This window comes from Methylocella sp. CPCC 101449 (assembly GCF_031921685.1).
Taxonomy (GTDB): domain Bacteria; phylum Pseudomonadota; class Alphaproteobacteria; order Rhizobiales; family Beijerinckiaceae; genus Terripilifer.
Genome location: NZ_JAPDHU010000001.1, coordinates 1698275 through 1718301 on the forward strand (window position 1 = coordinate 1698275; position 20027 = coordinate 1718301).

The 20027-nt window shown below is 62.1% G+C and carries 18 protein-coding genes; 9 read left to right on the forward strand and 9 right to left on the reverse strand.

All coding sequences use genetic code 11. From position 1 onward, the window contains the following. Window positions 1-15: 15 nt before the first annotated feature. From bcsA to OIM99_RS07820, 5 genes are all read right to left on the reverse strand, one after another. Window positions 16-2298, reverse strand: a complete 2283-nt coding sequence (bcsA, locus tag OIM99_RS07800; protein ID WP_311849767.1) for a UDP-forming cellulose synthase catalytic subunit — start codon at window positions 2296-2298, stop codon at window positions 16-18. A 279-nt stretch (window positions 2299-2577) separates the two neighbouring features. Then, window positions 2578-3327: a cellulose biosynthesis protein BcsS gene (bcsS, locus tag OIM99_RS07805; RefSeq protein WP_311850370.1), complete on the reverse strand. Its 750-nt coding sequence runs from the start codon at window positions 3325-3327 to the stop codon at window positions 2578-2580. A 180-nt stretch (window positions 3328-3507) separates the two neighbouring features. Further along, complete coding sequence (locus OIM99_RS07810) at window positions 3508-3921, reverse strand: Rieske (2Fe-2S) protein (RefSeq protein WP_311849768.1); 414 nt, start codon at window positions 3919-3921, stop codon at window positions 3508-3510. Window positions 3922-3923: 2 nt separating this feature from the next. Next, the gene (locus OIM99_RS07815; RefSeq protein ID WP_311849769.1) at window positions 3924-5036 is read right to left on the reverse strand and encodes an amidohydrolase family protein; all 1113 of its coding nucleotides are present in this window, start codon (window positions 5034-5036) and stop codon (window positions 3924-3926) included. Continuing rightward, the gene (locus OIM99_RS07820; RefSeq protein WP_311849770.1) at window positions 5033-6145 is read right to left on the reverse strand and encodes an amidohydrolase family protein; all 1113 of its coding nucleotides are present in this window, start codon (window positions 6143-6145) and stop codon (window positions 5033-5035) included. Before OIM99_RS07820 ends, OIM99_RS07815 begins: the two co-directional genes overlap by 4 nt. 275 nt (window positions 6146-6420) lie before the next feature. Here OIM99_RS07820 and OIM99_RS07825 point away from each other — a divergent pair, with 275 nt between their 5' ends. Both OIM99_RS07825 and maiA read left to right on the forward strand, forming a co-directional pair. Beyond that, complete coding sequence (locus OIM99_RS07825; RefSeq protein ID WP_311849771.1) at window positions 6421-7452, forward strand: extracellular solute-binding protein; 1032 nt, start codon at window positions 6421-6423, stop codon at window positions 7450-7452. Between the two features lie 3 nt (window positions 7453-7455). Next, entirely contained in the window at window positions 7456-8100 is a 645-nt protein-coding gene (gene maiA, locus OIM99_RS07830) for a maleylacetoacetate isomerase (RefSeq protein WP_311849772.1), read from the forward strand. A gap of 192 nt (window positions 8101-8292) precedes the next feature. Here maiA and OIM99_RS07835 read toward each other — a convergent pair whose 3' ends face one another. Then, window positions 8293-9180, reverse strand: a complete 888-nt coding sequence (locus OIM99_RS07835; protein WP_311849773.1) for an alpha/beta hydrolase — start codon at window positions 9178-9180, stop codon at window positions 8293-8295. A 24-nt stretch (window positions 9181-9204) separates the two neighbouring features. After that, a complete protein-coding gene (gene efp / locus OIM99_RS07840) occupies window positions 9205-9774 on the reverse strand; it encodes an elongation factor P (RefSeq protein WP_311849774.1) in 570 nt (189 codons plus the stop codon). A gap of 151 nt (window positions 9775-9925) precedes the next feature. Between efp and epmA the strand changes: the two genes are divergently transcribed. The 6 genes from epmA to OIM99_RS07870 all read left to right on the forward strand — a co-directional run bounded on the left by epmA (window position 9926) and on the right by OIM99_RS07870 (window position 15893). Next, window positions 9926-10969 carry an EF-P lysine aminoacylase EpmA gene (gene epmA, locus OIM99_RS07845; RefSeq protein WP_311849775.1) on the forward strand — a complete coding sequence of 348 codons (1044 nt, stop codon included), beginning with the start codon at window positions 9926-9928 and terminating at the stop codon, window positions 10967-10969. A gap of 69 nt (window positions 10970-11038) precedes the next feature. Continuing rightward, window positions 11039-11335 carry a type II toxin-antitoxin system HigB family toxin gene (locus tag OIM99_RS07850; RefSeq protein WP_311849776.1) on the forward strand — a complete coding sequence of 99 codons (297 nt, stop codon included), beginning with the start codon at window positions 11039-11041 and terminating at the stop codon, window positions 11333-11335. After that, on the forward strand, window positions 11335-11727 hold the full coding sequence (locus tag OIM99_RS07855; RefSeq protein WP_311849777.1) for a transcriptional regulator: 393 nt from the start codon (window positions 11335-11337) through the stop codon (window positions 11725-11727). The genes OIM99_RS07850 and OIM99_RS07855 overlap by 1 nt, the downstream gene beginning before the upstream one ends. Window positions 11728-11797: 70 nt before the next feature. After that, complete coding sequence (locus tag OIM99_RS07860) at window positions 11798-12913, forward strand: lysine-2,3-aminomutase-like protein (protein WP_311849778.1); 1116 nt, start codon at window positions 11798-11800, stop codon at window positions 12911-12913. A 64-nt stretch (window positions 12914-12977) separates the two neighbouring features. Beyond that, entirely contained in the window at window positions 12978-15362 is a 2385-nt protein-coding gene (locus OIM99_RS07865; protein ID WP_311849779.1) for a DUF3772 domain-containing protein, read from the forward strand. Next, window positions 15363-15893, forward strand: coding sequence for a CAP domain-containing protein (locus OIM99_RS07870; RefSeq protein ID WP_311849780.1), 531 nt, complete (start codon window positions 15363-15365; stop codon window positions 15891-15893). It begins immediately after the preceding gene. A 12-nt stretch (window positions 15894-15905) separates the two neighbouring features. Here OIM99_RS07870 and OIM99_RS07875 read toward each other — a convergent pair whose 3' ends face one another. Next, window positions 15906-16643: a glutamine amidotransferase-related protein gene (locus OIM99_RS07875; RefSeq protein WP_311849781.1), complete on the reverse strand. Its 738-nt coding sequence runs from the start codon at window positions 16641-16643 to the stop codon at window positions 15906-15908. A gap of 96 nt (window positions 16644-16739) precedes the next feature. Beyond that, window positions 16740-17513: an SDR family oxidoreductase gene (locus OIM99_RS07880; RefSeq protein ID WP_311849782.1), complete on the reverse strand. Its 774-nt coding sequence runs from the start codon at window positions 17511-17513 to the stop codon at window positions 16740-16742. Window positions 17514-17667: 154 nt separating this feature from the next. Between OIM99_RS07880 and OIM99_RS07885 the strand changes: the two genes are divergently transcribed. After that, entirely contained in the window at window positions 17668-19983 is a 2316-nt protein-coding gene (locus OIM99_RS07885) for a xanthine dehydrogenase family protein molybdopterin-binding subunit (RefSeq protein ID WP_311849783.1), read from the forward strand. Window positions 19984-20027: the final 44 nt, after the last annotated feature.

The following is a 20027-nucleotide window of genomic DNA, read 5'->3' on the forward strand; positions in this document are numbered from 1 at the left end:
TCCCTTGATCCTGTGTCACGCAGCCTTGGTTTCGATCGGCTTCCCGTCGTTGGCGGCGGGCTTGCCGCCGTTGGCCATTTCGACGAGCTTCTTCAGCATTTCGACGGACATCTCCGGCGAGGTTTCCGTCTTCTCGACAGTCTTGCGGCCGCCGATTTCCTTGCGCAGGTACGAGTAAGCGCGGAACGGTTCGAGCAGGCCCCACCAGATGAATTCGAACGTGCCCGAGAAGACATTCTTGTGCGAGCGACGCGTTGCCAGGAAGCGCGGCAGGGCATCGGAATCGGCATACATCAGATCGGCGAGCACATAATATTCGCGCGGCGTCAGGTCGGCGAAGGCAAGGCCGTGAACGACGACACCGTTCACCGAGCGGCCGGGCTTCATGAGCACCGGCAGGGTTTCCGTCGTGATGATTTCGCCCATCGGGGTGATGCTCAAGCGGCCGACGGCGCCTTCATCGGCCTGCGGCGGCGCCTCGTCTTCGAAGGTGATGGCGCAGCCGCCCGCCGAGACGTTGACGATCTTGGCGGGATATTTCTTGCCGTCGATTTCGATCTCGCCGCGGCGGTCGATGATGAGACGCGGATGACGGTCGAGCTGCTTGCGCTCGGCGACCGCGCCCAAGGCGACGCCGGCGATCATCAGATTGAACGCATTCCACGCGCCGACCACCAGCATGAGATCGCTGACGCCGGGCTCGAACATATAGCGCCAGGCGGCCATCAACGCGCCGGCGAACAACAGGCCATGCAGGGCGAAGAACGGCCAGGCCAGTTCGGAAATATGATCGTTGTCGAGGGACAGACCTTTGGCCGTGACGTTGAACGTCGGCTTGCGCGGGCTGAGCGCGACCGAGAACAGGGCCTTCGAGAGAAAAACGCCTTGCAGATATTCGTAGAGTTCCGACATCCACGGCCAGCGCACATTGCCGTAGAGGTAGTTCTGCAGCATCAAGTTTACGACGATATAGGTCGTCGTATAGGCGAAAGCTTCGTCGACGTTGGAGACAAAGATTTTTACGTCGAAGAAAATGTAGGAGAGCGGCGCCAGCATGAAGGTGAGGCGCGGCAGCGGGAAGAACCAGAAGGACATGCTGGAGAGATAGGCGAGGCGCTGAATGCCATGCAGGCCGCGCTTGAACAGCGGGTTCTTCAAGATGAGAATCTGGAACATGCCCTGCGCCCAGCGTGAGCGCTGGCCGATGAAGGACACGAAGGTTTCCGGTTGCAGGCCGGCGATCAAAGGCTTGTCGACGAAGACGCTGGTCCAGCCCGAGGAATGCAGATCGAGCGCGGTTTCACAGTCTTCGGTGATGGTGACACCGGAGAAGCCGCCGACCGATTCAAGTGCCGTGCGACGCAACAGGGCGGCCGAGCCGCAGAAGAATGAGCCGTTCCATTTGTCGAGGCCGCGCTGCGTCACCGAATAGAACATTTCGTTCTCGGAGGGCATGCGGTTGAAGGTTTGCAGGTTCTTCTCGATCGGATCGGGATTGAGGAAGACGTGCGGTGTCTGCACCAGGAACAGTTTCGGATCGCGGGCGAAATAGCCGACGGTCTCGCGCAGGAAGGCGCGGAAGGGCGCGTGATCGGCATCGAAAACGACGACGACCTCGCCGCGCGAGGCTTTCAGGCCGTTGTTGAGATTGCCGGCCTTGGCATGTTCGTTGCGGGCGCGCGTCAGATATTTCGTGCCCATCTGGGCGCAGAGCGCCTGCAGATCGGCGCGGCGCTGACGCGCCACTTCGGCTTTCGCCGGATTGGGGTCGTTGCACTTTTGATCGGTGCCGCCGTCATCGAGCAGCCAGACGGTCAGCTTTTCGCGCGGATAATCCATCGACATGGCGGCGGCCATGGTGGTGGCGAGAATATATTCGTCTTCGTTGTAGGAGGGGATGAACACGTCGACGGTCGGCAGTTCGGTGTCTTCCTCGCGCGGCAGCGGCTGGCGCTTCAAAGGGTCGGCGTTGATGATCAGACTGATGAACAGGATCATCACGCAATACATCTCGGCAAGGAGCAGGAAGAGGCCGAGAGAAAAGCCGATCATGTCGGTTGCCGGCGGCAACGTGCTGGTGAAACGCCAATAGAGATAACGCAGGACCACGAACGTGCCGAGCGCCAGGAAGATTTGTCGCGAGAGTTTGCCGTGGCTGAACTTCCACACCGCGATCATGGCGACGATGACGAAGCAGCCGAGCGTGAATTGCGCGCCGGTACTGACAGGCTGAGTCAAAAACAGGACCGCGGCCAGTCCGGACGTCAACCAGGCTGCGGTACGCAACACAACATGCATCTAACCCGACTCCAACGCGACCCGTTAACCCTACTGGGAAAGATGTAACGAAGGGTTTAATGCCCTGACTCTCTTCAGATTTCGGGCGATATTTATTGTTAACGGTGTGTTGCCCCATGCCGGCAAAGCACCTGATTTCGCATCCATCAGTGAGAGGGGTTCGGGTTAAGAGTCTGTTAATCGCCGCTCATGCGTTTCGCTCTTTGATGGCGGTCAGGGCCACAAAGGCGAGTCATAACAAGGCGTCACGCCATCGTGCGTTTGTTACGAAAGGCCGCCTTAGAAGGTGATGCGGGCGTCGAGGATGCCGTAGAAGCCGGTGCCGCGAACGCGATCGCTGACATAGCCGCCCGAGAGGCCAAACTGTAGCGCGCCGAATCGCAGGCCGCTGACATGGGCGCCGGCGCGCCATTGGCTGTAGAAATTATCGCCGAGGAAGAGCACTTCCGGGCCGACGAAGATGCGATCGACGATGGCGATACCCGCCTTCAGGCGAGCATAATAGGACATATGCGCCGTGGAGAAGGAGAAGACACCGGAGACCATCGTGTAATCGGTCGGATTGGCATAGAAATCGGCCGAGACCTTCAAGCCACCGGCCATGCCAGCCGATTTGTTCTGAATGTCGACCTTGTCGAGATTGTTGTTGTTGATTTCGGCGCCGATATAGCCGGCGAAGGTGGCGGTGCGGGTCACCCATTCATAGCCGACGAGGAGCGAGCCGCTCGCCTGCGTGCCCTGGACGCGGCCGACGCCGGCCGTGGTCGATATATAATTATAAGAGCCGAGCAGGCCGCTAAGGCGCAGGCGTAAGCCGGTTTCCTCGAGCTTGCTGAACGGCGCGATCGTGCCGATCAGGGTGCCGGTCTTCGAATCCTGCGAACTGCCGGTCAGCGACAGGTCGATGGCGACGCTGGGCCGCGTGTCGTTCTGCGGCGTGCGCGCCGCGCCCGTGTACCACTCCTGCGCCTGGGCGCTCGTGGCGCCGGCGAGAAGGGCCGCGGAAAGAATGAGAACTCGACAACGCATCACGCCGATAACCCGTACCCATCCCGGTGCGCGCCGGAGCCATCCGGCGCAGGAAACCTTGGTATTCGGGTCGACTATCGGGGGTGGACTTTACGCGGGAGTTAATTGAAGGCGGTCAGGATTTATTATCTCTAACGAGAGGTAAACGCTGGCCGCTTCAAGCCCTCCCATATTGAGACATCAAAGATTGATGACGACGTAATCGTCCTCGACCGTCACTTTGAAGGTCTCGGCGACATAAGGGCCTTTGTTGAGCTCGGCGCCCGGTTCGACCTTGGCGTCGTAGGCGCGCACGCGCGTTCCCGTCGGATCGCACCAGGACTGGCCGGTGCGGATGTCGAACTCCCAACCATGCCAGGGGCATTTGATGAATTCGCCGGATCGCGACAGGCGATATTCGCCGGGCACGTCGGCCTCGGCCAGGCCGACGAGACGGCCTGAGCAGAGCGAGCCCGCTTCGTGCGGACACTTGTCGCCGATGGCGAAGAATTCCCCTTTCAGATTGAATAGAGCGATCGGGCGTCCCTTCACCGTGACCAGTTTGCGGTCTCCCGGTTGAACATCCGCGACTTTTGCAACGACATGCCGATCCATAATCACTTCAATCCGTACAATGCTCGGGCATTGCCCGCCAAAATCGCCTGCTGTTTCTCCGGGCTCAGGGTGAGCTTGCTCAAAACGAAACGCGGGTCGTCGAAATCCCAGTGGGGATAGTCAGTCGAGAACATGATGCGGTCGCTGCCGACCAGTTCGAAGGTCTCGGCGAGATCGCTGTCCTTGTCGGGCTCGTCGAGCGGCTGCGTCGTCAGCCAGATGTGGTCGTGGATATATTCGGACGGCAGGCGCTTGAGATGCGGCACTTCGGCCTTCAGGCGCTTGTAGTGCTTGTCGAGCCGCCACTTCAGCGCCGGCATCCAGGCGATGCCGCCTTCGACCAGCACGACGCGCAATTGCGGGAAGCGTTCGAACACGCCTTCCAGCACCAGGCTGGTGACGAGCTGCTGCATGCCCTGCACATTGGTGTGCTGTTCCTCGATGTAATAGGACGGATAGCCACTGGCGGTGGCGGGATAGCCATTGATGCCGCCGACATGCAGCGCCAACGGCCGCTTGGCGGCAACCGCCGCTTCATAGATCGGCCAGTAGCGCTTGCGGCCGAGCGGCTCCAGCGAGCGCGGCGGCAGCATGATCTGCGCGAAGCGTTCGTCGCCGGCCCGCTTCTCGATTTCGGCGATGGCGGCTTCCGGATCTTCCTGCGTCACGACGATGGAAGCGCGCAGGCGCGGTTCCGGCGTCACCCATTTGGCGATCTGCCAATCGTTGACGGCGGTGGCGAGCGCTGCGCCGTATCCGAGATTGCGTTGATTGCCGGGGCCGCGATTGAGCGGCATCAGCATGCCATATTCGACGCCATTGGCATCGAGATGCTGGGCGCGCATGAATTCGAGATCGGATCCGGGCGGACCTTTCGGCGGCCAGGCATCGGCGCGCGAGACTTCCGGCGCCATGCGCGGATGGGACAGCGTGTCGGCGAAGGCCTGGCGATAATGGCCGCCGAAAGTCTTCACATGTTCGCGCCAGCGCTCCGGCAGGAAAGGGTGGATTTCATCGGGTGTCGAGAAGCCCGGATGGATGTCGCAATCGACGACGCTGAGTTTCTGGCGCTGCGGGCGCTGGGCTTTCGGCCGTTCGGCGGTAACTATGCTCATGGCGAAATCTCCTTCGGCGCGAAGGCCGGAACCGATGTGGTCTCGGTGAGGCGCGGATAGGTATCGAGCGCGTTTTGATAGAGAATCTTCGGCGCGAGCGGCGACGACGGGCTGAGTGGCAGAGCATCCTTGCCGTCGAAATGCCAGTGCGGAAAGTCGGTCGAGAACAAGATGAGCTGATCGGACTGCATCTGTTCGACGAAACGCTCCAGCCGACCGCTGCCTTCCGGTTCATCGAAAGGCTGCAAGGTGAGGCGAATGTGCTGGCGCACTAATTCACTCGGCACCTGCTTTACCCAGGGAATTTCCGGACGCACGCCGCGCCAGGTCTTGTTCAGGCGCCACATGCTGGCGGGGAGCCAGGTGACGCCCGATTCGATGAGCACGACTTTCAAGTCGGGGAATTTGGCGAAAGCGCCTTCGCAAACCAGGCTCACCACCTGATTTTCGAAGGCGAAGGCATTGGCGACATAATCTTCGAGGAAGAAAGAGCCCCAGCCATTCAGGGTCGGATGGTGATAGAGGCCGCCAGCATGGACGCCGATCGGCAGGTTATGGCGCACGGCCACTTCATAGATCGGCCAGAGGCTGCGGCGGCCGAGCAATTCATTGCCCATGGCGAGCAGAGTGATCTGGACGAAACGCTTGTCGTGGGCGCGACGTTCGATCTCCTCGACGGCCAGTTCCGGCGATTGCTGCGGCACCAGGATCGAGGCGCGCAGGCGCGGTTCCTTGTCGAGCCAGGTGTCGGCGACCCAATCGTTGACCGCCTTGCACATGACGGCGGCGAGATCCTCGCTATGCAGTGCCATGCCGCCGAACAGGCAATTGGCGATCGCGAAGCTGGAGCCGAAGCCATCAAGCGCCTGGCTGCGCAGAAGCTCGAGGTCGCTGCCGGGCTTGCCGGACTTCGGGCGCCAATCGGGGCGCGCTGCCAGCGGTGTGTTCGGCGGATCGCCGGTCAGCGTGAAGCTCGTTTTTTCGATGCCGCGCGAGCGAAAGGCGTCGTACCAATAGGCATCGAGATAGGGCATCAAGGCAGCGGTGTTCGGCACGGCGATATGCACGTCGCAATCAATCGCCGGATGGCCGAAGATGGAGTTTGGCATTGCCAAAATAGCGGCTCCTGGTTTCCACGTTTCCAGAGTTTACGTTTCCTTGGGGGCGGTGCTGAAACGTCATGCGGCTTGCGCCAGCTTGGCGTTGGCGGCCCTCTGGTTGCCGCGATCTTACCGCAACCGTTTTCATGAAACCAGCGCGCTAGACAGGCAGGCTGACAATGTTAATGTCGCGCCGACCCGTCATGCGGTTTGCCTTACGGCACCGGCTTGCGTGGCATGGCCCGATTTTCTTGGCCCAATTTTCCGGAGTGGGAGGGATACCAATGACCGCCAAATTCAACCGCATGCTCGCCACAGGCCTTGTGGCGCTGTTTGCTGCGCTGCCGGCGCAGGCGCAAGAGAACGCGCAACAGAACTGGGATGCGGTGGTCGCGGCGGCCAAGAAGGAAGGTTCGATCGTCGTCTATCACGCGCAGCTCGGCGCGGCCCATTGGAAGGACGTGGTGCGTGCCTTCGAGAGCAAATACGGCATCAAGGTGCAGGAATATGATGCGCGCGCCAGCGAATTGACCGAGCGCATCCGTGTCGAGCAGACCTCGAAGCGCTATGTCGCCGACGTCGAATTCCACGGCAAGGCCTCCATCGCCCAGCAGCAGATCGAGACCGATTTCATCGCCGAGATTGGCAATATTCCGAACGCCAAGAATCTGCGCGACGACTACCCGGCCGACAAATATTCGGTTCCGGCCTGGAGCCAGATCGTCTGCATGCTGTCGAACACCAATCTGATCAAGCCGGAAGACGAGCCGAAGAATTGGACCGATCTGCTCGACCCGAAATACAAGGGCAAATTGCTGGCCGACGACATGCGCGCTGTTGGCTCCGGTCAGACCATGTTCGGCGTCACGTTCAAGAAATACGGCGCTGAGTTTCACAAGAAGCTGAACACGCAGGATCTCGTGTTCAATCGCGACCTGCAGATCAATTCGCGCCGTATCGCACGCGGCGAGAATGCCATCTTCATCCATCAGATCATCGCCTTCGCGTCCGAACTGAAGGGCCTGCCGGTGAAAGTGCTGCTGCCGACCGACGGTTGTCCCTATACGGGCATTCGCGGCGCCATTCTGAAGGGCGCGCCGCATCCGAACGCCGCGCGGGTCTTCATCAACCATTTCCTCGAATTGGATTCGCAGGTGCGCTACGCCAATGCCTGGATGGGCACGGTGATAAAAGGCGTCGCCGAAAAGCTCACCGATGCGGATGCCAAGCGTTATGCGGATGTGAAGCTGATGGGCGAGATCGACTACACCGAACGCGACGCCATGCTGAAGGCAGCCGTCGAAATCTATAAGTAGATCATGGTCGACACTTATCTCGTTCACGGCGCGGTGCGGTCCTCGGCGGCCTACCGCGTCCGCATCGTGATGAAACTGAAAGGTCTCGCCTATCGCGAGATCTTTCTCGATCTTGCCGGCGGCGAGCAGAACCAGCAGGACTATCGCGCCGTCAATCCGCAGGGTCTGGTGCCGGCACTGGTGTGCTCCGATGGTGCCGTGCTCAACCAGTCGATGGCGATCATCGAATATCTCGACGACATGCATGCGGAAGTTCCGGTGATGCCGCGCGATGCGCGTGGCCGCGCCCGCGTGCGCGCGCTGTCACAGATGGTCGCCTGCGACATTCATCCGATCAACAATATGCGGGTGCGCAATCATATCCGCGATCTGTTCCCCGATGATCCCGATGCGGTGGCGAACTGGATGGAGATTTGGAGCAAGGCGGGTTTTGATGCGCTTGAAGCGCGGCTCGCCAGCGACACGCAGACCGGCCGCTTCTGTCATGGCGACACGCCGACCATGGCGGATGCCTGTCTCGTGCCGCAGGTCGCCAATGCGCGGCTGAGCCAGCGCGATCTGTCGCCCTATCCGACGATCCTGCGCATCGCGGAAGCCTGCGAGGCCCTGCCGGCTTTCGAAGCGGCGCGGCCGGACAAGCAGGTTTAATCGTTCTCACGCATCTTGGTTTCATCCCGGACACGCGCAGCGTGATCGGGGAGCCAGGGGCAAGCGGTAAAGCCTGCGATCACGGCGCTGATGCGGCTTTCGCAACAACGAAGATTTCGCCACACGCCCCTGGTTCCCGGATCACTTGCTGCGCAAGTGTCCGGGATGACACCAAGGCGGCGGCTGAAATCCCTACAGCCCCACTTCGCGCAAAAACGCCTTCGTCTCGCGCACGCACACGTCAGGCTTTTCCACCTGCAGCATGTGATTGGTGCCCGGCACGATCACATGGCGGATGCCGTGATGGGCGGCGGCTAGAGGCCCGACCTTGGCGGGGGCGAGCGGGCGGGGCACGTTGGGGTCGGCGCCCAGGATCATCGTCGTGGCGCGCGGCAGCGAGGCCATCGCCGCCCAGGATTCGGTGCGCGCATTGTTGAGATAGATGCGCGCTTCATATTCGCCAGGGCAGGACAGTTCGAAACCGCCTGAGTCCGCTGGGCGCGTCGTGCCGTCGGCCATGTCGAAGGCGGCACCCTCGACCCAATCGCGGGCGAGGCGCACACTGTAGATGTCGGCCAGTTCCTCGACGCGCTCGAAACGATGCTGCCGCTTACGGGCGTTGTCGGCAAAGACATTGTCGACGCCTTGTCCATTGGCGCGTAGCGCATTGCCATCCGGCGCGATCAGCGGCGGATCGTAAAGCACGAGTGCGTCCCAAGGCGTGGCATAGAGATGCACCGCCACGATCGCGGCGATCGACGAGACGGAATGAAACAGGCCGGCCGTCGGCCGCTTGCCGTAAGCGGTGTTGATCGCTTCCAGCACGCGGCCGTGGTCGATCGCCATGTTCTCGATCGTGTGGTGCTCCACGTCATGCAGCGGATTGCGGCCGTGGTTGCGCAGATCGTAGACGACGACCTCGTAATCGTCGGTCAGCCGTTCCCAGAACTTGCGATAGCCGTCGATGCCAAAGCCGTTGCCGTGCGACAGCAACAGACGCGGCGCGCCGTCCTTGCGATAGCGCCGCGCCAGAATGCTGGCGCCATCGCAGGCGATCGTCAGATGTTCGGGGGCTGACACGATGGGAGCGCTTTAGTCCTTATTTTAGTCCTTGGCGCGCTCGACATAGGCGCCGTCTTCCGTCTGGATGACGATGCGCGTGCCGGTCTGGATGTGCGGCGGCACCATGACGCGGGCGCCGTTGGAGAGCTTCGCCGGCTTGTAGGACGACGAGGCGGTCTGGCCCTTCATCGCCGGTTCCGTCTCGACCACTTCGAAGGTGACGCGCTGCGGCAATTGCACGCCGACGGCGACGCCGTTGAACATCGAGAGCATGACCTTCATGCCTTCCTGAAGATAGACGGCGCTGGAGCCGATCGTGTCTTCGGGCACGGCGATCTGTTCGAACGACGCATTGTTCATGAAGTGATAGCCGTCGCCATCGTTGTAGAGGAAGTCGAAATCCTGATCCTCGACATGGGCGCGCTCGACCTGTTCGGTGGTCTTGTAGCGATCGGTTGTCTTCACGCCGTCGGAGAGGCGCCGCATGTCGATCTGGGTGGTCGGCGTGCCTTTGCCCGGATGGAAGCTTTCGGCCGACAACACGACATACAACTGTCCGTCCTCGCGCTCGATGATGTTGCCTTTGCGAATGGAACTGGCGATGACTCTCACGAGGGTCTTCCTTTGATGTAACCGGCCAAGGCCCATGCCTTGGGCCTATGCCCTTGATGGTGCAGGCCGGAACGGCCTATGACCGGGCAGATCTCCTGCCCGGTGAAATCGGGCGCACAATACTCATTCAGGCGCGAATCGCTAGCCGTCCATGACCAATAAACGACAGCCCCCCGCTGCCTCGCCCTGGTGGAGCCCCTCTCTCCATGCCGACCGCCGGCCCTTTCTGATGGCCCGCCAGGGGATCGTCGGCGCCTGCCGAGCGTGGTTCGCGCAGGCGGGGTTTGTCGAGGCAGAGCCCGGAATTTTGCAGATTTCGCCGGGAAATGAGGCGCATATCGCTGGCTTTGCCACGAAAATCATCGATCCGGACGGGACAAAGCGGCCGCTTTACCTGCATTCCTCGCCGGAATTCGTCTGCAAAAAGCTGCTGGCGGCGGGCGAGGAGCGGATTTTTGCGCTCTCGCGGGTGTTCAGGAACCATGAACGTGGCCCTTTGCACCATCCGGAATTCACCATGCTCGAATGGTATCGGGCCCGGGCGCCCTATGACCAATTGATCGCCGACTGTCAGGGCTTGGTCGCGGCCGCGGCGCGGGCGGCGGGCACGCAGGTGCTCGTCTGGCGCGGCCAGAGCGCCGATCCGTTTGCTCCGTTCGAGCGGTTGACGGTGGCCGAGGCGTTTCAGCGCCATGCCGGGATCGACCTGCTGGCCTTGCTCGATGATCGCGACGGGCTGGCGGCCGCCGCTGCCGGAGCTGGCCTGCGGATCACGTCAGATGATTCCTGGTCGGACGTCTTCAGTAAGGTAATTTCCGAGAAAATCGAGCCGAATCTGGGGCTTGGTCACCTGACGGTGCTCGATGAATATCCTCTGTCCGAGGCGGCCCTGGCACGGCCCAGCGCCCGCGACGGGCGCGTGGTGGAGCGGTTCGAGCTCTATGCCTGCGGTGTCGAACTGGCCAATGCCTTCGGCGAATTGACCGATGCGGCCGAGCAGCGCCGGCGTTTCGAGGCGGAAACGGCTGAGCGGCAGAGAATTTATGGCGAAAGCTACCCGCTGGACGAGGATTTTCTCGACGCACTGGCATCCATGCCGCCGGCCAGTGGCATCGCGCTCGGTTTCGAGCGGCTGGTTATGCTGGCGGCCGGCGCCCAGCGCATCGAACAGGTGATCTGGTCGCCGGTGCCATGAAGGGAACAAATGTTCCCATAACGGGAATATTTTGTTGTTCCCATTCTGGGAACGTGCTAATGCTTTTCCATGCAAGTCATCGCGCTTCGCACCCTAAGGGCGTTTTGGGCCTTGCATCCTCAAGCGGAGATACCGCTGAGGGCTTGGTATGCCATCGCCAGCACCGCGCAATGGAATGCGCCCGCCGACGTCAAAACGGCTTTTGGAACCAATGTCGATTTCATCGCGGACAAGCGCATCATTTTCGACATTGGGGGAAATAAATATCGCCTAATTGTCAGGGTTTCCTACGAGTACAAACGAGTTCTGATCAAGTTCATCGGCACGCACAAAGAATACGATCAGATCAACGCGGAGACAGTGTAATGACCGACATTCATCCTATCCGGAGCGATGATGATCTCGCGTCAGCCATCGCGGAAATCGACAGTCTGTGGGATGCCCCCGCAGGCTCTCCCGAGCGCGATCGCCTCGATGTCCTCTCTATTTTGGTCGAGGCCTATGAAAGCCGTTTCCACCCCGTGCCGGAGGCCGATCCTATCGAAATCCTCCTTTTCGCGATCGAGGATATGGGACATTCGCAAGCCGAACTTGGGGAGGTTCTAGGTTCGCGTTCGCGCGCCTCTGAAGTTCTCAATCGGAAGCGTGCGCTCAATCTCGACATGATCCGCAGAATTAGCGAAGCGTGGCACATTCCGATTGCGGCGCTCGCTAAACCATATCCCGTCCTGGCGGAAAGAGAGCTTGGGCCGGTTTGATGAATGATGGGCGCAAATGCGATTGAGCGGCGGTTTGCCCCGGCAATTCACCTCTTCTACATAGGCGACCATGGACGACACATTTGGCCAAGCCTCTGGCCTTGCCCTCACCCGCACCTTGCGCAATGCCGCCGATCTTCTCGATGCCCATCTGATCGGACCGGATCGGCGCGATGCGGTCGCGCGCGTCAATGAGGTCTATTCGATCGCCATCACGCCCGATATCGCGGCGCTGATCGATCCCAATGATCCCAACGATCCGATCGCCCGCCAGTTCGTGCCCGACGCGCGCGAACTCGACCGGCTGCCGCAGGAGCTGGACGATCCGATCGGCGATGAGGCGCATGCGCCGGTCGAGGGCATCGTGCACCGCTATCCCGACCGGGTGCTGCTGAAACTGCTGCACGCCTGCCCGGTCTATTGCCGCTTCTGTTTCCGGCGTGAAAGCGTTGGCGATGGCGGCAGCAATATTCTGTCCCCACAGGCCCTGGGGGCGGCGCTCGGCTATATCGAGGCGACGCCTGATATTTGGGAGGTGATCCTCACCGGCGGCGATCCCCTGTTTCTGTCGCCCCGGCGGCTGCGCGAGGTCATGCAGCGCCTCGGCGCCATCGCCCATGTCAAAATCATCCGCATCCACACGCGCGTGCCGGTGGCTGATCCCAGCCGCGTCGATGACGCGCTGATCGGCGCGCTGCGGGCCAGCGGCAAGACCGTCTATGTGGCCGTGCATGCCAATCATCCGCGCGAACTGTCCGAGACGGCGCGCGCCGCCTGCGCGCGGCTGGTCGAGGCTGGCATTCCGCTGGTGAGCCAGAGCGTGCTGCTGCGGGGGGTCAACGACGGTATCGAGACGCTCTCCGCCTTGATGCGCGCCTTCGTCGAAAACCGCATCAAGCCCTATTATCTGCACCATCCCGATCTGGCGCCCGGCACGTCGCATCTGCGCGTCGACATCGCCACCGGCCAGGCTTTGATGCGCGCCCTGCGCGGCCGTGTTTCCGGGCTTTGCGTGCCCGAATATGTGCTTGATATTCCGGGCGGCCACGGCAAATCGCCGATCGGTCCGCGCTATCTCGGCGATCTGCCGGAGGGAACCCGGGACGGAGCGGTGGCGGTCGAGGACTGGCAAGAGCGGCGCCATGTCTATGTTGACGCCTCGGCAAAACCACATTCGACGGATTGAAAGCGTCGCGCGAGCGGAACGGGTCTTCGCTAAACTGGCGCGGCTGATTCGCGGGAGATGACACTTGTCCACGAGGTTCCGGCCGCTGCTCGCCGCGGTGTGCCTTTTGTTCGCCACCTGCCTCCTGACCGCCGCTCCGGCATCGGCGCAGCAGCAGCCGACCGTCGCCCAGGCCGCCAGTGCCAAGCTTGATGCGGCGCGCGCCAAACTGACCGTCGTCGAGAAGATGCTCGCCGGTCAGGATATCTCGGACACGGCGTTGCAGAGCCTGCGCAACGATCTCGACCCGGTAACGCAATCGGCCCAGGACACGCTGAGCGAATTGCAGCCACGGCTCGATGAAATCAAGACCCGTCTCGATCAGCTCGGTCCCAAGCCGGCGGCGGGCGCACCGCCCGAGGCCGCCGCTGTCGCCGGCGAGCGGGACGAGCAGCAGAAGCGCTTCAACGATATCGACGAGCAGGTGAAGCGCGCGCGCTTGCTGCTGGTGGAGACCGAGCAGGTCGGCAATTCGATCGTCAACCGCCGGCGTGCCACCTTCCGTCAGGCGCTCTTTCAATTGTCGTCGAGCATTCTCAGCCCGTCGCTGTGGATTTCGGCGGTGAGCGAATTGCCGCGCGATGCGCAAGCGGCCCGTTCGGTCATCGGCGATTGGCTCGACAATGCCATGACGCAATTGCGCGGCGCCAACGGCTGGTTCATGGCGCTCGTGGTCGCGGCGATCGCGCTTGGCTATGCCATCGCCAAAATAGTGGCGAACCGCATTCTGTCGCGCAAGCCGACGATCAAGGAACCGACGCGCCTGGCCAAGGCGCTGGCTGCGATCTGGGTGGCGATGGTGACGGCCGTCGTGCCGATCGTGGCGATGATGCTGCTGATCGAGGCGGCGCGCGCTTTCAACATCGTCACGCCGCGCACCGAACCGGTGGCGCAGGTGATTTTCGAAGCGGTGCGCCGCATCGCCATCACCGCCGGTGTCGTGCGTGGCTTGCTGGCGCCCAACAATGGCGATTGGCGCCTGCTCGATCTGACCGATGAAACCGTCGAGCGGTTGGCGCGGCTCGCCATCGCCGTCGCCTTCATCGTGTCCGGCCTCAAAGTCATCGAAGCCTTCAACGATCTCGTCGCCGCCAATGTGCGCGTGTCGGTGCTGTTGCGGGCCGTCGTTTCGGTGATGGTCGCCGTCCTGATGATCCGGGCACTCTATGGCGTGGCGCCGCCGCCCGATCCGGCGGACGATTGTTTCGGGCCGCCGATCGTGCCGCAGCGTGATTGGTATGCGATCTGGCGTGTCTGCGCCTGGGCCGTCATCGCCATCATTTTGGGGGCGTCGCTGATCGGCTATATCGCGCTGGCGACCTTCTTCGTCGATCAATTGATCTGGGTGACGTTCGTCGGCGCCGCCGCTTTCCTCCTGCATATTATTGCCGACGATGGTTTGGCCGGGGCTTTCCAGCCGCAGGCCGCCGTCGGACGGGCGATCATGAACAGCATCGGGTTCAAGGGCGACGGGCTGTTGCAGCTCTCCGTCGTTCTGCGCGGCCTTGTCAGCGTCATTCTGTGGATCGTCGCGGCCCTTCTCGTTCTGGCGCCGTGGGGTATCGAATCCGACGACATGCTCGGCAGCGTGCGCGCCGCCTTCTTCGGCTTCCAGGTCGGCGATCTCACCATTTCGCTGGCGACCGTTTTCTCGGCGCTGCTGCTGTTCATCCTTGGTTTCCTGATCACGCGGGCGGTGCAGAACTGGCTCGAGGGCAGCCTGCTGCCGCACACTCATCTCGATCTCGGTCTGCGCGCATCCATCCGCACCAGCGTCGGCTATGCCGGCGTGCTGCTGTCGCTGGGCATCGCCTTTGCCCATGTCGGCATCGGCCTGGAGAAGATCGCCATCGTCGCCGGCGCGCTCTCCATCGGTATCGGTTTCGGCCTGCAATCGATCGTCAACAATTTCGTCTCCGGCCTCATTCTGTTGTGGGAGCGGGCGGTGCGGGTCGGCGACTGGATCGTCGTCGGCGACGAACAGGGCTATGTCCGGCGCATCAACGTGCGTTCGACCGAGATCGAAACCTTCGACCGCGCGACGATGATCGTGCCCAATTCCAACATGGTTTCCGGCGTGGTGAAGAACTGGGTGCGCAGCGACCGGGTGGGGCGCATCAAGATTCCGGTTGTCGTCACCATGGCGGCCGATCCTGATCAGGTGCGCGAGGTGTTGCTCGAAGCGGTGAAGGGCCAGGAGATGGTGCTGAAAACACCAGCGCCGAACGTGGTGTTCGCCTCGATGGAAAACGTGCTGAAGTTCGAACTCATCTGCTTCGTCAGCGATGTGGAGAAATCGGCGAAGGTGCGCAGCGACCTCAATTTCAGCATCCTGCGTTGCCTGCGCGACGCGAAAATCGAAATGAACGCGCCGGCACCCGCCCCCGTCGTCGTCAAGCTGAGTAACTGAATGTTAACCCTGTCTGCTCACACCGGCCGTATGACACCCTGTATTCCCTTCCTCGCCGCGCTCGGCCTGGCGGTCGCTGGCTGTGCCGAGAAGCCGGCGCCGCAATCGGCGACGCCGGCCTTCTATCGCTCGCTCGCCGAGCCCGGCGCCGCTATCGATCTGGCGGCGGCACGCGACATGATCTCGATCTATCGCACCAACAACGGTCTGCCGGTGTTGACTGTCGATCCGGCCTTGCAGCGGGCGGCACAGCAGCGGGCGCAGGAGATGGTGAAGGCGGGCGCCGCCTCGCCCGACACGCCGCAGAAACTGAAAGCCCGGCTCGCCTCGGAAGGGGTGACGGCAGGTGTCGCGGTCGAGAATGTCTCGGCTGGCTATCACACTTTGGCCGAAGCCTTTTCGGGCTGGCGCCAGTCGTCTTCGCACAATGCCAATATGCTGAACCGCTCGGCGACGCGCATGGGCATCGCCACGGCCTATGCGCCTGACAGCAAATACAAGGTCTATTGGGCGCTGGTGCTGGCGAACTGAGGCGCGCTCGCCTCAGGCGCTCAGGGCCATCGGCTGCTTCGTCGCCCAGGCGGCGAGGAAGGTGTGGGTCCATTGGGCGATGGCGCGGTCGTAGAGGAACCAGCCGTCGAAATGGTGATCGAGCGGCTGCGCGCCGGCGCACATCATCCGCTCGCCGGCCCGGGTGGTCCAACGGCAGATGGTCGAATAGCTGACCTCCGGATGGAACTGCAGGGCGACGGCGCTACCGTAGGCGAAGGCCTGGATCGGGAAGTCCTCGCCGCCGCGCGCCAGGAGCCTGGCGCCCTTGGGCAGGTCGAAGCCTTCGCGGTGCCACTGATAGACCGTGCGCGGGCAAGGCATCGGGCAAAGCTTGTCGCCCTCTGGCGTCGGGTCGATCGGGTAGTAGCCGATCTCGGCGCGGCCCTGCGGATGCGGGCCGACGCGCTCGCCGAGATGCCGGGCGATGAGCTGGGCGCCGAGGCAGATGCCGAGCAGGGGTTTCTCTTCCTTCAGCGCGAGGCCGACGAAATCGGTCTCCCGACGGATATAGTCGAAATCGTCGTTGGCGCTCATCGGGCCGCCGAAGATCACCACGCCGGCATAGCCGGCTAGGGTGGTGGGCAGCGGGTCGCCACAGCTCGGGCGGCGCTCGTCGAGAAGGTAGCCTTGATTCTGCAAAATCCGGCCGACCCGCGCAGCCGAGGACGATTCCTGGTGCAGGATGACGAGAATTGTGCCGGAAGGAGAATCAAGGACGGGCAGATACATGATCGTGCTGTTCTCGTGGCTGTCGAATCCGAAATCAAGCAAACATCGTGCCGCAGTCGGATAGACAGCTATCGTGGCGAGAACCCGGCAGCGAATCTATTTTCGGCGGCCCGTTTGCAAATGTTGCAAAAAAGACATGAACAGAAAGTGAGGAATGACACCCGACACGCCGGCGAGCAGGCGATTATGCCAGCCGGGCACCACCACGCGGCGGCCGGCCATGAGGGCGCGATAGCCGGCTTCGGCCACCTGGAGCGGTGACATCGGCCGCAGCGCCTTGATCAGCTTGGGGTTGATGCCGGCCCGGTCGAAGAAGGCGGTGGCCGTGGTGCCGGGGCAGAGCACGGTGACGCCGACCCCCTCTTGTTTCAGCTCTTGATGCAGGGCTTCGCTCAGCGACAGCACATAAGCCTTGCTGGCGTAATAGGCGGCCATGCCGGGCCCCGGGAAATAGGCGGCGGTGGAGGCGACGTTGAGAAGCCGGCCCTGGGTGGCGACGAGATCGGGCAGCAGCAGATGGGTGAGTTCGGTCAGCACCCGCATGTTGAGGTCGATCATGTTGAGTTGGCTGGTGCCATCGAGTTCGGCGAAGCGGCCGGCGAGGCCATAACCGGCATTGTTGACCAGGATGCCGGCGCGAACGTCGTTCTGGCGCAACGTGTCGACTACACGCTGCGCTGCGCCGGGTTCCGTCAGATCGGCGGTCAGGACGATGGGCTTCGTGGCGCCCGTGAGTTCGGTGGCCAGCGCTTCAAGCGCCGCTTCGTTGCGCCCGGTGAGCAGCAAACGATGGTTGTTGCGGGCGAAAACGCGGGCCAGCTCCGTGCCGATGCCGCTGGAAGCGCCGGTGATGACGGTGACATGATTCATAATTCATCCCGCGTTCGTGACATTTCAAAACCGGTCCATCGCCTGCTAAAGGACATCTTGTGGTGATGTCTAGCAAATGCCGACGCGTTGACTGGCGCCGTCACCGAGACGCCAAAATACAAAATCAAGAAACCAAAAGCCTGGAGGAAATCCCATGGGTGATTATGCGCTGGGGCAGCCGGTGCCGCGTTTCGAGGATCCACGCCTCATTCAAGGTGGCGGACGCTATACCGACGATGTGTCGATGGAGGGCCTCGTTCACGGTGTCGTGCTGCGTGCCCGCCATGCTCATGCGAAAATCCTGAAGATCGAGACGAGCCGCGCTCTGGCGGCGCCGGGCGTGCTGGCGGTGCTGACCCATCGGGATTGGGCGGCGTCTGGCTATGGCGATCTGCCGCGGCCGAAGGGCAAGACCAAGCGCGATGGCTCGCCGATGTATGCGCCGCCGCTGCCGGGTTTTCCCAAGGACTATGTGCGCTGGGTCGGCGATTTCGTCGCCTTCGTCGTCGCCGAGACGCGCTGGCAGGCAATGGATGCGCTGGAACTGATCGATGTCGATTATGAGGTTCTGCCGTCGGTGCTGACCGCCGAAGAGGCGATCAAGCCCGGCGCGCCAGCGGTGCATGCGGACAATCCCGGCAATGTCAGCTTCACCCATCTGGAAGGCGATAAAGCCGCTGTTGATGCGGCCATCGCCAAGGCCGATCATGTGGTGAAACACACATTCTATATCAACCGCGTCATGGCGGCGACGATGGAGCCGCGTGCCTGCGTCGCCCATTACGATCCCGCCGCCGACCGCTACACCGTCTATACGACCTTGCAGCGGGCGCTCGATTATCGCGAGCGGCTGTCGCAATCGCTGCGCATTCCCGAAAGCAAGATCCGCGTCGTCGCCGGCGACATCGGCGGCAGTTTCGGCATGAAATCGGGGGTGTTCAACGAAGTGGCGCTGGCCATTCTGGCCTCGAAGAAGCTGCACCGCCCGGTGAAATGGACATCGACCCGCAACGAAGCTTTTCTCGGTGACGCGGCGGCGCGCGACAATCTGACGACGGCGGAACTGGCGCTCGATAAATCCGGTAAATTCCTGGGGCTGCGCGTCACCACTCTGGTCAATCTCGGTGCCTATCTGCAAACCGGATCGGAGACGGCGCTCTACAGCAACATCGGCACTCTGGCGGGCGTCTATACGACACCGGCCATTCATGTCGATACGACCGGCGTGCTCACCCACACCCATTGGATGCGGCCCTATCGCGGCAACGGCCGGCCGGAAGCCGCTTACATCATCGAGCGCATCATCGATATCGCCGCCGATGAGTTGGGCTTCGATAAAGTGGAGCTGCGCCGCAAGAATCTGATCCCCGAGGATGCCTTTCCGTTCAAGACCGGGCTGTCGTTCATCTATGACAGTGGCGCGTTTGAAAAGAATATGGACCTGTGCCTGAAAATGGCCGACTGGCGGGGCTTTGAAGCGCGCCGCGCGGAGGCTCGCCGGCGTGGCAAGTTGCGCGGCATCGGCCTGTCCAATTCAATCGAGAAGGCCGGCGCGCCCGGCATCGAAGGGGCTGAGATTCGTTTCGACCGCACCGGCAGCATGACGATCCTGTCGGGCTCGGTGACGCAGGGGCAGGGCCATGAGACCGTGTTCAAACAGCTCGTCTGCGATCGGCTCGGCATCGATCCGGGCGATGTGCATTACGAACAGGGCGACACCGATGTGATCTTCTATGGCGAGGGGACGGGCGGCTCGCGCACGTCCGCCATGGGTGGTGGCGCCATGGTGCTGGCCAGCGAGAAGGTCATCGCCAAGGCGATGAAGATCGCCGCCCACGTGTTGAAGGTCGACGATATCGAATTCAACGATGGCGTGTTCTCAAGCCGCAAGACCAATCGTAGCATGACGATGAAGGAGGTGGCGCTGGCGGCCTCGAAACCGTCCGATCTGCCCGACGACATCGAGCCGGGCCTCAGCGCCACGGCGGTCTACAACGGGCGGCAGCCGAATTATCCCAACGGCTGCCACATCGTCGAACTGGAGATCGACGAGGAGACCGGCACGGTGGAGCTCGTCAATTACAACGTGGTCGACGATGTCGGCGTGGTGATGAATCCGCTGCTGCTGAAAGGGCAGATCCACGGCGGTATTGCCATGGGCGTGGGCCAGATGTTGATGGAGGACATGGTTTATAACGAGAGCGGAGAAGTGCTGACCGCCTCGTTCATGGATTACGCCATGCCGCATGCGGACAATCTCTGCGCCTTCGAGGTGAAGAGCAATCCGGTGCCGACCAAGACCAATCCGCTGGGGGTCAAAGGTGCCGGGGAGGCGGGTTGTGTCGGCGCGCTGCCGGCGGTCGCCAATGCTTTGGTCGATGCGCTGCGGCATCTGGGCGTGCGCGACGTGCCGATGCCGGCGACGCCGCCGCGCCTGTGGCGGATCATGAAGGGGGTGAAGCAGGTTTAGAAAAAGAAGGGCGCGACCTTCGTGTCATCCCGGACACGCGCAGC

Bases quoted from the DNA above. Each gene is read 5' to 3' on its own strand.
- bcsS (WP_311850370.1), bottom strand. From the start codon at position 3,327: ATGCGTTGTCGAGTTCTCATTCTTTCCGCGGCCCTTCTCGCCGGCGCC.
- epmA (WP_311849775.1), top strand. From the start codon at position 9,926: ATGACCAATAAACGACAGCCCCCCGCTGCCTCGCCCTGGTGGAGCCCC.
- OIM99_RS07885 (WP_311849783.1), top strand. From the start codon at position 17,668: ATGGGTGATTATGCGCTGGGGCAGCCGGTGCCGCGTTTCGAGGATCCA.
- OIM99_RS07810 (WP_311849768.1), bottom strand. From the start codon at position 3,921: ATGGATCGGCATGTCGTTGCAAAAGTCGCGGATGTTCAACCGGGAGAC.
- OIM99_RS07860 (WP_311849778.1), top strand. From the start codon at position 11,798: ATGGACGACACATTTGGCCAAGCCTCTGGCCTTGCCCTCACCCGCACC.
- OIM99_RS07820 (WP_311849770.1), bottom strand. From the start codon at position 6,145: ATGCCAAACTCCATCTTCGGCCATCCGGCGATTGATTGCGACGTGCAT.
- OIM99_RS07815 (WP_311849769.1), bottom strand. From the start codon at position 5,036: ATGAGCATAGTTACCGCCGAACGGCCGAAAGCCCAGCGCCCGCAGCGC.
- OIM99_RS07875 (WP_311849781.1), bottom strand. From the start codon at position 16,643: ATGTATCTGCCCGTCCTTGATTCTCCTTCCGGCACAATTCTCGTCATC.
- OIM99_RS07850 (WP_311849776.1), top strand. From the start codon at position 11,039: ATGCAAGTCATCGCGCTTCGCACCCTAAGGGCGTTTTGGGCCTTGCAT.
- maiA (WP_311849772.1), top strand. From the start codon at position 7,456: ATGGTCGACACTTATCTCGTTCACGGCGCGGTGCGGTCCTCGGCGGCC.
- OIM99_RS07870 (WP_311849780.1), top strand. From the start codon at position 15,363: ATGTTAACCCTGTCTGCTCACACCGGCCGTATGACACCCTGTATTCCC.
- OIM99_RS07825 (WP_311849771.1), top strand. From the start codon at position 6,421: ATGACCGCCAAATTCAACCGCATGCTCGCCACAGGCCTTGTGGCGCTG.
- bcsA (WP_311849767.1), bottom strand. From the start codon at position 2,298: ATGCATGTTGTGTTGCGTACCGCAGCCTGGTTGACGTCCGGACTGGCC.
- OIM99_RS07880 (WP_311849782.1), bottom strand. From the start codon at position 17,513: ATGAATCATGTCACCGTCATCACCGGCGCTTCCAGCGGCATCGGCACG.
- OIM99_RS07855 (WP_311849777.1), top strand. From the start codon at position 11,335: ATGACCGACATTCATCCTATCCGGAGCGATGATGATCTCGCGTCAGCC.